Here is a 13,425-nt window from a genome sequence, read left to right on the forward strand (position 1 = left end):
CGGCCCGGCCCCGGCCCCGGACCGTGGGGTCATCGGCCGGGCCGGCCCCTGCCGGTCGCTGGCGGTCGCTGCCGGTCGCTGGCGGTCGCTGGCGGTCGCTGGCGGTCGCTGGCGGTCGCTGGCGGTCGCTGGCGGTCGCTGGCGAGAATGGTGCGATGCGTCGTGGCCAGGTGATCCGCTGATGGTCGACCGCCGCGGTGGTGGGCGCCGGCAGTTGTGGGACCTGGGCCGGCCCGTGGTGGTCCTGGCCGCGCCGCTGCTGGTGCGCCTGGCCAACCGGGACAAGCGGTTCGTCTGGACGCTGCCGGAGGTACGCGGCCACGCGCGGGACCGGCCACCCACCGGCGGGGACGCCGAGATGGCCAACCTGTTCCGCACCCAGGCGTGGTTCGGCCTGGCCATGGTCCCGCTGGCCGGGTACATCGGCGCAGCTCAACTCCGACCGCACCTGCCGTCGATGCCGGTCCTCGGAACCGTCATGGCGGTGGCCGCAACCCTGGGCATGTTCACCCTGGGCATGGCCCTGGTCAGCGGGTTGAAGTGGGCACTGGCGCAGTACTTCACGCCCGATCTGGACCGCCGCCTCGGGCCGCCCCGCACCCGTGCGGCACGGCGTCCGCCGCGGCCGGGTCTGCTGGCGTGGCTGTGCCTGCCATCGATTCTCGACGCGGGGTTCGCGTTGGTCTTCGCGTCGTGCCTGTCGCCGCACCTCTACCCCTGATGGTGCGAGGCGGGAACAGCAGCGGGCTACGCCTCGACGCCCATCAACTCGCAGAGCTTCCGGACCCGCTCGACCCGCTCCGGATGCAGCTTGTCCTGCAGCATCCGACCGGGCAGGTTGATGCAGTTCTGACCGGTGTACGCATGGCAGGCGGGGCAGGACACGTACTCCGGGCTGCACGACGACAACGGCATGCCCTGGGACAACGCGGCGATGGCCATCTTGCGGACCGCCAGGTACAGATCCTCGTCACGATGGACGGCGGCCGCATCCGCTATGTCTTCCAGACCGGACCAGAACCAGAGCGCAGCCTGCTCTCCGCTCAGCGCTGTCACCTGCCGAATGAACTGGCTCTCGGGGGACTCGTCGGGGTAGCCCATGCGCCGAGTCTCCCCGCCGTCCGGGTAGGCAAACCTGCGGCCAGGCCGGCCGGGACCACCGGTCCTGGCGTACGGATCCCGCCTGCCGGGCCACGAAGGACGCGCGTCCAAGCCGGCTCCATGGCCGGCCACAGTGAAGTTTTCGCAGGTCAGGAGGCGACCCGCGGTGACACCACCTAGTGGATTGTCACCGACTTCCCGACCGGGATGCGCGCGTAATCGGTGCCGCCCTTGAGGTCCAACCAGCCGTCGAAATATTCCTGGCCGAGCTCGTTGAGCGTGGCGTCGTGGATCGGGAACGCCCGTTTCGGCCGTACCGCCCGCACGAAGTCCAACGCCTCGCTGAGCTTGAGCCAGGGTGCGGCAGCCGGCACGAGCAACGTCGCCACCGGCGACGGCGGGACGAACAGCGAGTCGCCCGGGTGGTAGAGCGTGCCGTCGACGACGAACCCGACGTTGGCGCAGCCGGGCAGACCGTCGTAGATCTCGGCGTGTGCCCCGCCCACCACGTCGACGGCGAACCCGGCCGCCGTGAACCGCTGCCCCGCATCGACCGCGACCGCTGCGCCGCCCAGCTCGGGGGCCGACTCGATCGCCGCCGACGGCAGGTACACCCGGAACGCGGAGTTGCGCTGACTCGCCGCCACGAGCTTGGCGATGTCGAGATGGTCGAAGTGCTCGTGCGTCACCAGCACCTCGTCCACCCCGTCGAGCGCCTCGGCCTCGGAGAACGTCCCCGGGTCGATCACCAGTACCCGGTCGTCCGCCTCCAGGCGCACGCAGGCGTGGCCATATTTGATCAAGCGCATGCGGCCACTATGACAGCCCGTTCCATCGCGCATCGCGCCGAGGCGGCCGATCAGCGCGTCCGGCCGGGTTCGCCTGGTCGTACTCCCTGTCCGGCCGCCTCCGTGCCGCCACCGGCAGCCGGATGGTACGACCAGACGGGCACCAGCTCACGCCCGTTGACCTGGGCTTCTGTTGCGATCCGCCGGGCGGAATCCCGCGAAGCCAGTCGAACGGGGCGGCGAATCACGGGCGGCCACACTAACGTGCCGGCAATGCGCATTCCACCGCTGCCTCGGGCATCGCTGGATCTCACCGGCGACAAGGCTGCGAAGCGAGCAGTCGGCAACCGTCCGGCGAACGTCACCTCACCCATCACGATCGACGCCTACAACCCTGAGTGGCCCGCCAGGTTCGCCAAGGAGGAGGCTGTCGTCCGGGCTGCACTCGGCGCCAGGGCGCTCGCCGTCGAGCACGTCGGGTCGACCGCCGTGCCCGGGCTGGCGGCCAAGAATCGACTCGACATCGACCTCATCGTCGCGGATCCGGCAGACGAAGCCGCGTACGTGCCACCGCTGGAGGCCGCCGGCTACCTCCTCCGCACCCGCGACCCTGACTGGTACGAGCACCGCTGTCTCTGGAACCACGACCACAGCGTGAATCTGCACGTCTTCGGCCCTGACTGCGATGAGTACCTGCGGCACCTGATCCTCCGGGACTGGCTTCGCACCCACCCGGAAGACCGCGATCGCTACGCGGCCGAGAAGCACCGGGTCGCCCGGGAACACCCGATGGACATGGCGCTGTACGTCCAGGGCAAGTCGGCGGTCATCATCGACATCCTGAAGCGGTGCGGGCTGCGCTGACCAGCGCCTTCCTCGTCAACTGAGCTACGACACCCGCAGCGCGCCGACCGCCGCCGTGGGCGACACGTCGGCTAGACGATCCCGCCTTGGGTCCAGCTCGCTCAGTGCCGGTGGGCGATAACCTCGGGGCGCACCGGCGGCAGCTCCCACGGTTGCAGTGTGCCGTCGATCAGCTCGGCCACGAACTGGACGGCCCCGCCCAGGTAGTTCCACCAGCCGCCGTTGCGGGATGCGACGGTGACCGGCCAGTCATCGGGTTCGGCCGTAGTTGTAGTCCAGAGAAAGAGGTCGCCCTGGTTCGATTGGGCCCAGGGAAGCAGGCCACCCGGGGCTGGGTGGGGGCGCAGGCCGATGGACATGTCCGCCTCCCACCAGTCCTGGACGATCTCCAGATCGTCACGGATGCCGTGCAGCCGGCGATGCTCCGCGCCGGGCGCGGGCAGGCCGACGACCAGGAAGTCGCCCAGGGTGAAGGTGGGGTAGAGCGCGGCGAGCAGCTTGTAGTCCGTTGGTAGGCGGGTGCCAAGCCCTTCCTCCAGCAGCCGCCAGTTGACGGGGGCCGGCTCGGGGCGTCTGTGCTCGACGAGGCCGGGGATCGCCCGCTCCAGCGCGTGGACTGCCGCAGCCGGGTCCGTGATCCGCTGCTGTGGTTCCTGGGTCCCGATGAGGTCTTCCACGGCGAACAGGGTGCCAGGCCCAAACCCGGAAATCGACACACTCCGAGCTCTCGGACTCTACGCATATCATCCCGTGATGGCTCCCAAGATCTTGTTGGCACGCGGTGGATTAACCTATGTCGATCGTCGTGACTTCACTCGCGGCGATTCACCCCGCGTCGTCAAGCGGATGCGCTGGCCGTCGGTGTGCCTCTGGGTCGAGGACAGCAGGTTGACTTTCTCGTCGCGCGCCGGCTCCGACGTGCTGCAACACGCTGAGGTAACCGCCCTGCCATACGGACCGGTCCTGGGCGGGCATTGGGCCATTGCACTCGCAGTGTCCTTCGGGACCGCAGAACGTGATCACGTTCTGCTCTTCTGGACGCCTCGGGCGCGAGCAGTCCTCCGGCAACTGGCTCAGCTCGGGTGGGATGCCGACCCCCGCGCAGACGACTTCGTCACGTAGCCGGACACGCCCGAGTGCACGCACCTCGTCGGAGTGCGCCTCGGCGTCGAGCCGGCCACGGACTTCGACAAGCGCGGCCACGGCGACGACCAGCTGCGCGACAAGGAGACCGGACCGGCACCGATGCTCGTACCGTCGTGGACCTCGGGAAAGGGCGAAGCCCAGGCCTGTGACCTGGGCTTCCGTACCGAGCCGCCTGACGGAATCGAACCGTCGACCTACGCATTACGAGATCGAACTGCGTGTCCCTCCGACCTCGGTACATGGCGGCCTAGCAGCGGAAACACCTCTCGACATCTCGCACCACTCCCCCGCTGTCGGTCGGCCTCTTGCGGACTAGACGCGGACTGCTGGTCAGGCGGCGGAGCGTCAGTTTGGAAGAGCGTGCTCAACCGGTCGTGATGCCTGAAAGGCCTGCCGCCGGCGGCTGACCGGTTGCGTTTCGTGCCCGCTCGTGACCGCTGCGCGCCCCGGTTACTGGCCCACGGATGGCCCGGGCTGGAATGTCGTTGACGGGCAGTGGACTCGAACCTAACGTCCGCTCGGTGACTTACCAGTTTCATCACATCACGCTGTGCGTAAGCGACTTGGAACGTTCTCGCCGCTTCTATGAGGGAGTCCTTGGGCTGCGGGTGGATCAAGACTTTCCGGGTGAGAAGCTGCGGTTCAGGCTGGGAGGCACATCAACCAGCCTCGTGCTTCACCCGGGCCTGCCCGGCACGCCTTCCGGCGACCGCTTCACCGAAACGCGCATCGGCCTGGACCACATCGCCATCGGCGTGCCCGCGGGCGAAGTCGCACGCCTCGCCGACGTGCTGGCGGCGAACGAGGTCCCGAACAGCGGAGTGAAGGCGGACTCGAAGGGTCCAGCCATGATTGTCTTCCGCGACCCGGACAACATCCAGTGGGAGCTGTTCTAGGAGTTGTGATCTGGGCTGGCATCGCCAGCTGGGCGGATCTCCTCGTCGGGCAGTCGTAGACCGTCCAGCCTCCCCGGACGGGGACAAGGTGGAGCGCCTCACCAGCCGAACGACCTTGGCCCCGTCCGGGGAGGCTGGTAGCCCTTGTGGTGCCCGGCGAGGTGATCCGCTCCTGGCCGATCTCTGAGGAGGGCCGGGGTTCGGGGCGGAGCCCCGAGGTCTTCTACGTCCTGGTCGTCCGTCAGCGTGGCCGGCTGGGCCGGCCGATGCCGGCCGAAGGTCGCCAGCAGGCCGGGGCCGGGCCGGCGCGGCCCGCTTGCGGGCCGCCTTGATCTGATAGAGCGCAATTCGGCAACGTCGTCAGTTCTCGCTCAGTTCTCGCTCCTGACTCTTGCAGCGCTTAGACTCGGCGGGCCGCTGCGGAACACCAACTTCCGTTCGCGGGTCTTTGCGCCGGCTGCGGCGTCGGTCGGGTTGGCGGGACTGACTCCGCACGACCTGCGGCACACGGCGGCGAGTCTGGCCGTCGCGGCGGGCGCCAACGTCAAGGCGGTGCAGCGGATGCTCGGGCACGCCTCGGCGTCGATGACCTTGGACGTGTACGCCGGGCTGTTCGGTGACGACCTGGACGCGGTCGCCAACCGGCTGGACGAAGCAGTCGCCGCGCGGGATGCGGACTATTTGCGGACCGGCACGGTCGGCGGCGCTGTTCTCGACCTCGGGAAACGGCGAAGCCCAGGTCGTTGACCTGGGCTTCTGTACCGAGCCGCCTGACGGAATCGAACCGTCGACCTACGCATTACGAGTCGGTCCCGGACTCCTGTTCCGGCAGTTGCTCCCGCCGGGCGGCTGGACGTCTGCGTCCGTGATCGTCCGCTCATGCTCGCTGGCTTGGCTGCTCCGTTGGCTGCTCCGTTGGCTGCTCGGCCGACGCCTCGCTGACAGCCGCCCGTGCGCCCCCGTCCGGTGGGAGTCGCCCGGCTGCCCGCTGTCGGGCCGCCGGCCTGCCACGATCACAGCGTGAGGCTGCGGAGCGAGACCAGTCCTGAGCTTTCGCCCAGTGATGGAACAGCTGAGATCAGCCGAGCCAGGGCCGGCGTGAGCAGGACCCCGGCACGCTTTCCAAGTCTGCTCGTCCCCGTACACGCTTGACCGGGGCGGTTCGCTACCAAGGCGAACTCGACCAGTCGTTCGTCTACGGTCGCCCCCCCGGACGGCCACGAACGAGACAACAAGTGAGAGGAAGGTGGGAGGGTGGCGTCGCTGCTCGACCCCGGCTCTCATGGCATTCCGCTGGCCGCCCATGGCGACTCAGCCGGTTGCTGGATACCAGGGGTAGCAGCATCGATGGTTGACTCGATGCGCAGGGCATTCACCTGAAGAATCTTCCGGCCGAAGGGGAGACAATGCCGGCGCAACCGAGCCCGTGGGGACGAGAAGGCCGCAGACTATCGATGTCCGGCGCGCAGATGCGACTTGCAACGCTCCATGCAGGTGCAAAGTGAGTGGAAATACGTTCCAATATTTGGAATCGCTTGACTCGATTCGAACAAATATCCGGGCACATGAATACGCCACGGAAGCCGAATCGTTGCAGGCGTTTGCCGACGTTCTCGCAACCCTCTCGCTCGGACGCAAGCTGGTAGTCCCCCAATCTTACGCACTCGACTCGCTATCCTTCCTCAAGATTGCGGACGCATTGATCCGAGCCCAATCTGGCCCTTCTCGCAGGTCAGCAATCGATACGGAGTTTCCGATAGTATTGCATCTGCACGGGCATGCGAGCTACAAGGAAGCTGTCGTCTCCATGCTTCGACGCATGGACAGCAAGGGAAATACTTTTGTTAGCTCTCTACTCGACTACGACGACTTCCAGTTGAATAGCATGGAGGCGACAGCCGCAGCCGGTCAGATTAGCGAGGGAGTCTTCCCCTCAAAGCTTATCGAACTCGCTCCCGAGACCATCAGGGAGCCGTTTCAGCGGGTGTGGACCCATTTCTCCACGGCGCGCGTGGGCAGCCGCATGGTTACCAACGGGAACCATGATGGCGCTTTTGATGAGCTTAGTGTTACGGTTCCCGCATTGGCCGATCCTCAATCGAACGTGAGGCGTGTACTCGCCGCTGAGGGATTCGAAGATAGGGCGGACTTCTTAGCTCTTGCGGACGCGATCAAAAAACTTGTTGACGCCGGCGGCTCGCAAGCATTCAAGAGTAGAAGTCCCGTGCACAGCACCAAACCGTGGCCTAACGACATTTACGGGAGGTCTCCGCTCGAAATTGTTGGTGACGCCGACAATCTGGAGATGGTTAAAGAATGTGTAGATACGCTTTACAATGCACGTGTTGCAGGGACGAGTGGGGCGTCGGGCAGTGCTTTTTCCACCAAGGTGCTTTTCGCTGGCCAAACCCTAGGCCGCGCCACGCTTGCTCAAGAAGTCGCTATTGCCTTCTACGAGGTCAAGCGCCGGGCCCGGCTGGGTTTCTCCCTAGATTCTGATCTGCCTGCGGCTGAGGTTTCTGCGGCCAGCCTTCCGCCCACCTTCGACCTTGTCATAAAAGACGGCGGAGGAGCCACTCCGGAGGCAGTAAGCAGAACTTTGAACCAACTGCAGCAGAAGACGCAGGAAGCATTCGAGGTGCTTCTTGAGCTAAGGAAGACGAACGATTTTAGGAAGAGCGCCGGCCGGTTGCAGTTAGCGTTGCAACATGGGGACGCAAAATATCTTTCGCTGCTAGACGCGCATACGCGTCTCGTTGGAAATGCTTTGGCAGGACTTACGCCAGTGGAGTCGCATTCCGGATGGATCAGAGTTAACATTGCGATGAGCGCCGCGGCTGCTGGATCTGTCGCGGGAACCATCACGCATAACTGGCTTCTTTCCGCCGTCGTCGCCGCGCTGACAGCTGGAGCGACCGACATGTGGGAGGGACTGCGTCGCATCGACACGAAGGATCGAGTCGCCCGAGCGATGGCGCATGTTGTACAGGTTGTGACGGCGGAGGAAAAAAGTTGATAGAGCGAGTAAGGCCCGTGTTGAAGTATGCGAATCGTTATGTAGAGGTGTTTGATGACGAGGTCAGATTCCCAGATGGCTCCGAAGGCACCTATCTCCGCATAACGCATCCTGCTGCCGACGGTCAGGCCGTCGTCGTCCTGCCGATCAGGGAAGGACAGGTCGCACTTGTAAGAACTTATAGGTATCCAATCGGTGAGTGGCAATGGGGATTGCCGCGTGGGTTCGGCCAAGGTGGAGATGTGCTCAAGACCGCCGAGACCGAACTGCGTCAGGAACTTGGGGTTAGCGCGCGAGACTGGAGGAGACTTGGAAACGTCACCCCAGATTCAGGCATGCTTGCCGTTAATGTAGCTTTCTTCCTCGCAATAGTCGAGGACAGTGAGTTGAATCCAGAGGATGTTGCAGAGGTACAGGAGGCGACCTGGCTTTCCACACACACGCTATTGCGGAAGATCGCCACCGGTGACATCACAGACGGATTTACGCTGTCTGCCGTCGCCTTGGCACTCACACAGGGGCATTTGTCGCTCGAAAAAATTGACTAGGCGGAGGCGAGACTTCCTGTTAGCCGAATGGGTGCGGTCCCTAGGACGGCGGCGGGGAGTCAGCGTCCGGAGGGGCCTGCGGCGGACGCGACCAGGGCGGTGGCCCCATACCGTAGCGTTCTCCGACCCATTCGAGGAAGCGCTGCACGAGCTGCCCGAACGACGGGGCCGGATCATCCGGTTCCCGCGCCCGAACCATGACGCGCCTACCACCCTTGATCCGACCGACCCGATCAGGGGTCAAGAGCACGACGAGACCGCAACCGGTCAACGCGACAGCAAGGCCGATCGCGGGCAGAACGGCCCTGGCCACGCTCGGCGAGCGAAAAACTGCACCCAAGCCGCCGACGGCGAAGAACAAGCCCACGCACCCACCCACGACAAGCCGAATCGCCACCGCCTGGTCAACGAACCGCGCGAACTGGACCGGAAAGGTGCATACGCGGGATCGATAACAGCGCCGTACCGATGGCGATCTCGGCGAAACCACCGAACACCAGGTAGGCACGCAGAAAGCCATCATCTTCGGGGCCACGCAGTCCCGCGACGATCGACGGCGGACCGGCAGCGATCAGCGCCATGCCGCGAGGCCTGACGAGCGCGATCTGCACCTTCTGCTCTCTGGGCACCGCCTGCTCGCTGGACACCGCGATAGCGACAAGCGCAGCCACGATGAACATGACATGGCCGCCCCACTCGCCGAGGGCGGACATGAGGATCAGCGGCGCTGCCACCGCCAGTAGATCAGGGTGCCGTCCAGGATCGCGTACGCCAACCGGCGGATCCGTTCCATGGCGGTAGCCAGGTCGTCGGCGGCCGCCGCGAGCAGGGCTATCGCTTCCTGCACGTACCGCCAGGCGGCGGCGACGCCGATCTGAAAGCCGGCCGCGAGTCGGGTGTAGGTGTCGCCGTTACGCAGATGGGCCAGAGCCAGCAGCGCCTGCCGACCGGGTTCGAGGCGCCACCACCGGGATCGGCGCAGCTTGCGATGGCCGCGGAGGCGTTCGGCGAGGTGGTTCAGGGTGCGGCTGGACAACGGAATCGTGGCGGGGTAGGACAGCATGGCGAGGCTCCCGGTCGGGGCTTCGAGTCTTGGTCGACAGCTGTCCTACCTGGAGCCTCGCACCCATCGATCACCGGACCTGCCACACTTACCCTGAGCTGCAAGATCAGTTGGAAAAGGCTCAGTATGGAGCCGGACGCCAACCTTCAGTAGCGGTGCTCAGCCCCAGGAAACGACTGCCGTCGACGTCAAGGCATGGGACTTGAACCCCGGACATCCGTCTCGCAAAGGCGGCTCACCGCGGCGGGCGATTCGCCGATCAGTGACGGCGAGTGGCGTCGGCGTCGGCGCGCCCTTGCAGTCCTTCACCAGCCTTCGCTCGCTTACGAGCTCTGTGCACCCCGTCCGTACTTGTCCGTCGGCGGCTGCACGCTCGGAGCCTTGTCCATGGCAGGGCTCGTCAGCGTGCTGTTGTCCGGCGCGGTTTTATGTCAGCGTTACTGTCGACAGCCAGTCCGCCGGCGACCGAGGCTGACCCCCGCTGGGGGGAGCCGGATTTGGCTTATCAACGGCAGTGGTGTCCCGATATCGGGGCCTATCTTGATCCCATGGTGTCTCTTGAGGCGCGTCGTGCTGCCTTCGGACAATTCGTACGGCGTGCTCTCCAAGACGCCAAGGACCGGCGCATCACCATCAAAGAGATCGAACGGCGTACCGGCGTCGGCTCCACCACCTTGTACCGGTGGCGCGACGGCGACTGGACAGCCGACCCGCGGCCCAGCCAGGTCGACGCGTTCTGCGCCGGCCTCGACATCCCCACCGCCGCTGCCTACCGGGGCGCTCGGCTGGGGCGCCGACGGGAAAGGGCGCTGGAGGTGGCGCTGCGCCGCGGGCTGGTCGGCAGGAACGTGGCGAAGCTGATCGACGCACCATCAGGCCGGTCGCCGAAGATGACGTTCCTGACCGAGCAGGAAGCGATGAAGGTGCTCGCGGCGGCGGCCGGGCAGCGCAACGCGGCCCGCTGGTCGGTGGCGTTGGCGTTGGGGCTGCGGCAGGGTAAGGCGCTCGGCCTGCGGTGGTCGCACGTCGACCTGGACGCCGGTCACATGGAGATCCCGAAGCAGTTGCGGCGGCGGATCTACGAGCACGGCTGCGGCGGCACGTGCGGCGCAAGCGGGGGTGCCGACTGCCCGCAACGCTCGGGGGCGGCCTCCAGCTGGTGGAGCCAAAGGGCAAGAGCGAGCGGACGCTGCCGATCCCGGCACCGCTGGTGGCGAAGCTGCGCACCCACCACCGGCTCCAGCTGGCCGAACGCCCCGCCGCCGGCGAGTGGTGGCACGAGGGGGACTTCGTGTTCACCCAAAACGACGGCTGCCCGCTGGACCCGCGGCAGGACTACCAGGCTTTGCGGGACCTGCTCGACGCGGCCGAGGTGAAGCGGGTCAGGTTGCACGACGCGCGGCACATGGCGGCGACGCTGATGGTGGCGCAAGGGGGTGGACCTGCACGTGGTGAAGGACGTGCTCGGACACACGGACATCCGCACCACGCAGGGGTACGCGAAGGTGGTCAGTGACCTGACGAGGGAGGCTACGGACCGTATGGGCCGCCTGCTGCTCGGGGGGGGGCGTAGTACACCTGCTCGTACACTGTTGATGTTGAGCGCATGGGAAAGGGCCGCTGGCTCCCGGGATGTTTCCCGAGGCCAAGGGCCCTTTCCGTTGCCGAGCCGCCTGACGGAATCGAACCGTCGACCTACGCATTACGAGTGCGTCGCTCTAGCCGACTGAGCTAAGGCGGCAACGATCGTCAAGTGTACGGCACACCGCGCCGGCCGCCGAACGGGATCCCCCGCCCGCCCGATCCGGACATCGAGGAAGGTTCGGTACGTTCGCCGGAGAGCGGTTCCGATTGGCCCCGACTACCCTGCGGCGGGTGAGCGACGATCACGTACCGGCGGAGCGGCCGATTCCCGAGGCACATGCCGGGGAGCGGGCCGGCCGGCGGCCGCGCAGCCTCGACCCGTTGGAGCTGGGCTTCACCCCGCGCAAGCCGGTGCCCTGGCTGGCGCCGCTGCTGCTGATCAGCACCGGCCTGCGGACGCTGCTGGCGATGCTGTTCGGGGCGTACCTGGACAAGCGGGAGCTGCAGAACGCGTTCGACGACGCCACCTCCCGGCAGGTCGGGCCGGACGGCGGGCTCTGGCTGGACTACGTGGCCGACCTGGGCGACGGCTTCGACGCCACCTACTCGGTGGCGTACCTGCTGGCGCAGCCGGAGCTGACCGTGGACGGCCACCGGCTGCCGCGGGCGCAGACTCTGGTGATGGGGGGCGACCAGGTCTACCCGTCGGCCGCCTACGAGGCGTACGAGGACCGGTGCAAGGGGCCGTACCAGGCGGCGATGCCGCTGTCGCCGCCCGAGCGGCCGACGCTGTTCGCGGTGCCCGGCAACCACGACTGGTACGACGGCCTGACCGCCTTCCTGCGCCTGTTCGTCCGGTCCCGGGACCGGCACTTCGCGGGCTGGGGCACCGGGCAGTCCCGGTCGTACTTCGCGGTCGAGTTGCCCGCCGGCTGGTGGCTGCTCGGCCTCGACGACCAGTCCGGCTCGTACCTGGACGACCCGCAGCTCACCTACTTCGACGAGGTGGCCCGGAAGCTGACCCCGCGCGACAAGATCATTCTCGCGGTACCGGCGCCCACCTGGGTCAAGGCCGCGGATCATCCGGCCGCGTACGACTCGATCGACTATTTCATCCGTACGATCATCGCCCCCACCGGCGCCCAGGTGCGGCTGCTGCTCTCCGGCGACCTGCACCACTACGCCCGGTACACCGGCCCGGAGCGGCAGCTGATCACCTGTGGGGGCGGCGGCGCCTACCTCTACCCGACACACCAGTTGCCGGAGCGGCTGGAGGTGCCGCCGCGCGACACGCTGTCCCGCCGGGCCAGCCGCACCCGGGAGTACGCCCTGGCGGCGCGCTACCCGGACAAGGCCCGCTCGCGCCGCTACGGCTGGGGGATCTTCGCCCGGTTGCCGTTCCGCAACCCCGGTTTCACCACCCTGCTGGGCACCCTGCACACGCTGCTGATGCTGGCCATGGCCGGAGTAGCGGCGGACCACGCCGGCACCACGGAGCAGCGGCTGTTCAGCGTCCCGTTGGTGATCATGCTGCTGGTGACCCTGCTCGGGGCGGCATTCTTCGCCAAGCCGCCCAGCGCCGGCGGCAAGCGGCACGCCCGGCACTGGATCCTCGGCGTGGGACACGGGTTGGCCCACGTGGCGCTGGCCGCCGCCGGCACCTGGCTCTGGCTGCGCCTGCCCTTCTACGACTGGCCGTGGCCGCTGCCGGCGGTCGCCGCGGCGGTGCTGTACGGGCCGGTGATCGGCCTGGTCGCCAGCCAGTTGGTGGCGCTGTACCTGCTGGTGGCCGGCGCGTTCGGGGTGAACGTCAACGAACTCTTCGCCGGCCAGGGCATCGAGGACTCGAAGGCGTTCCTGCGGCTGCGGATCGACCCGGACGGCACCCTGACCATCTACCCGATCGCGGTCGACAAGGTCGCCCACGCGTGGCAGCTCAACCCCGACCAGTCCCCCGAAGCCTCCTGGCTGACCCCCAGGACTCCCCTCCACCCCCGCCTAGCCGAACCCCCCATCACCCTCCGCTGACGCCCCCAGCCGCGTTGATCAAGGAGTTTGCGTCAGGAGTCGCGCGATTTCCGACCCAAACTCCTTGATCAACCGGGCGGAGGCCGGGTGGAGGCCGTGCGGAGGCCGGGCGGAGGCCGGGTGGGGAACAGGTGGGGGGCGGGGTGGGGGCTGGGGGGCGTCAGGGGAACGGCGTCCAGGCGCACCGTCACCGCGTCCCTGGGGACGCTGTGACCGGCCACCCGGCCGTCCCCATCCGGAGTCGTGACGCGGGTGCCGACCGCTGGGGCGGACTCCTGGAATTTCTGATACAGCGGGTGCTCATACTTCAGGCAGCACATCAGCCGGCCGCAGGCGCCGGAGATGCGCAGCGGGTTGAGCGGCAGGTCCTGGTCCTTCGCCATCCGGATGG

14 protein-coding genes, 2 tRNA genes and 1 pseudogene are annotated in these 13,425 nt (G+C 67.0%); 9 read left to right on the plus strand and 8 right to left on the minus strand.

Annotated elements, in window-relative coordinates; genetic code table 11:
• The first annotated feature begins 181 nt into the window (after positions 1–181).
• Positions 182–721, plus strand: a complete 540-nt coding sequence (locus LQ51_RS15465; protein ID WP_046566384.1) for a hypothetical protein — start codon at positions 182–184, stop codon at positions 719–721.
• Between the two features lie 26 nt (positions 722–747).
• Here the strand turns inward: LQ51_RS15465 and LQ51_RS15470 are convergent, their stop codons facing one another.
• Both LQ51_RS15470 and LQ51_RS15475 read right to left on the minus strand, forming a co-directional pair.
• Positions 748–1,101, minus strand: a complete 354-nt coding sequence (locus LQ51_RS15470; RefSeq protein WP_046566386.1) for a zinc finger domain-containing protein — start codon at positions 1,099–1,101, stop codon at positions 748–750.
• A gap of 176 nt (positions 1,102–1,277) precedes the next feature.
• A complete protein-coding gene (locus LQ51_RS15475; RefSeq protein ID WP_046566387.1) occupies positions 1,278–1,910 on the minus strand; it encodes an MBL fold metallo-hydrolase in 633 nt (210 codons plus the stop codon).
• A 252-nt stretch (positions 1,911–2,162) separates the two neighbouring features.
• Between LQ51_RS15475 and LQ51_RS15480 the strand changes: the two genes are divergently transcribed.
• Positions 2,163–2,753 (plus strand): GrpB family protein, encoded by a 591-nt coding sequence (locus tag LQ51_RS15480; protein ID WP_052744884.1) that lies wholly within the window; start codon positions 2,163–2,165, stop codon positions 2,751–2,753.
• Positions 2,754–2,854: 101 nt separating this feature from the next.
• Here LQ51_RS15480 and LQ51_RS15485 read toward each other — a convergent pair whose 3' ends face one another.
• Positions 2,855–3,430 carry an SMI1/KNR4 family protein gene (locus LQ51_RS15485; protein WP_046566423.1) on the minus strand — a complete coding sequence of 192 codons (576 nt, stop codon included), beginning with the start codon at positions 3,428–3,430 and terminating at the stop codon, positions 2,855–2,857.
• Positions 3,431–3,506: 76 nt separating this feature from the next.
• Between LQ51_RS15485 and LQ51_RS15490 the strand changes: the two genes are divergently transcribed.
• Entirely contained in the window at positions 3,507–3,875 is a 369-nt protein-coding gene (locus LQ51_RS15490; protein ID WP_156313092.1) for a hypothetical protein, read from the plus strand.
• A 190-nt stretch (positions 3,876–4,065) separates the two neighbouring features.
• Here LQ51_RS15490 and LQ51_RS32765 read toward each other — a convergent pair.
• A tRNA-OTHER gene (locus LQ51_RS32765) sits at positions 4,066–4,146 on the minus strand.
• A gap of 274 nt (positions 4,147–4,420) precedes the next feature.
• On the opposite strand from LQ51_RS32765, the gene LQ51_RS15495 reads away from it, so the two are divergent.
• From LQ51_RS15495 to LQ51_RS32045, 4 genes are all read left to right on the plus strand, one after another.
• Positions 4,421–4,795: a VOC family protein gene (locus LQ51_RS15495; RefSeq protein WP_052744885.1), complete on the plus strand. Its 375-nt coding sequence runs from the start codon at positions 4,421–4,423 to the stop codon at positions 4,793–4,795.
• 246 nt (positions 4,796–5,041) lie between these two features.
• Positions 5,042–5,542 (plus strand): tyrosine-type recombinase/integrase, encoded by a 501-nt coding sequence (locus tag LQ51_RS32040; protein WP_231605753.1) that lies wholly within the window; start codon positions 5,042–5,044, stop codon positions 5,540–5,542.
• 778 nt (positions 5,543–6,320) lie between these two features.
• The gene (locus tag LQ51_RS32770; RefSeq protein ID WP_156313093.1) at positions 6,321–7,811 is read left to right on the plus strand and encodes a hypothetical protein; all 1,491 of its coding nucleotides are present in this window, start codon (positions 6,321–6,323) and stop codon (positions 7,809–7,811) included.
• Between the two features lie 47 nt (positions 7,812–7,858).
• Positions 7,859–8,359 (plus strand): NUDIX hydrolase, encoded by a 501-nt coding sequence (locus tag LQ51_RS32045; protein WP_197087738.1) that lies wholly within the window; start codon positions 7,859–7,861, stop codon positions 8,357–8,359.
• A 404-nt stretch (positions 8,360–8,763) separates the two neighbouring features.
• Here the strand turns inward: LQ51_RS32045 and LQ51_RS15510 are convergent, their stop codons facing one another.
• Positions 8,764–9,093, minus strand: coding sequence for a hypothetical protein (locus tag LQ51_RS15510; RefSeq protein WP_046566394.1), 330 nt, complete (start codon positions 9,091–9,093; stop codon positions 8,764–8,766).
• A gap of 8 nt (positions 9,094–9,101) precedes the next feature.
• A pseudogene (locus LQ51_RS15515) lies at positions 9,102–9,422 on the minus strand (transposase family protein); the annotation flags it as partial.
• A 548-nt stretch (positions 9,423–9,970) separates the two neighbouring features.
• On the opposite strand from LQ51_RS15515, the gene LQ51_RS33410 reads away from it, so the two are divergent.
• Complete coding sequence (locus LQ51_RS33410; RefSeq protein WP_197087740.1) at positions 9,971–10,798, plus strand: tyrosine-type recombinase/integrase; 828 nt, start codon at positions 9,971–9,973, stop codon at positions 10,796–10,798.
• Between the two features lie 291 nt (positions 10,799–11,089).
• Here the strand turns inward: LQ51_RS33410 and LQ51_RS15525 are convergent.
• Positions 11,090–11,163: transfer RNA gene (locus tag LQ51_RS15525), tRNA-Thr, on the minus strand.
• A gap of 134 nt (positions 11,164–11,297) precedes the next feature.
• Here LQ51_RS15525 and LQ51_RS15530 point away from each other — a divergent pair.
• Positions 11,298–13,034 carry a metallophosphoesterase family protein gene (locus tag LQ51_RS15530; RefSeq protein WP_046566396.1) on the plus strand — a complete coding sequence of 579 codons (1,737 nt, stop codon included), beginning with the start codon at positions 11,298–11,300 and terminating at the stop codon, positions 13,032–13,034.
• Between the two features lie 68 nt (positions 13,035–13,102).
• Here LQ51_RS15530 and ricT read toward each other — a convergent pair.
• Positions 13,103–13,425, minus strand: a 323-nt coding sequence (gene ricT, locus LQ51_RS33955; protein WP_304413732.1) for a regulatory iron-sulfur-containing complex subunit RicT, incomplete at its 5' end; no start/stop codon positions are given.

This window comes from Micromonospora sp. HK10, from assembly GCF_000982955.1.
Taxonomy (GTDB): Bacteria; Actinomycetota; Actinomycetes; order Mycobacteriales; family Micromonosporaceae; genus Micromonospora.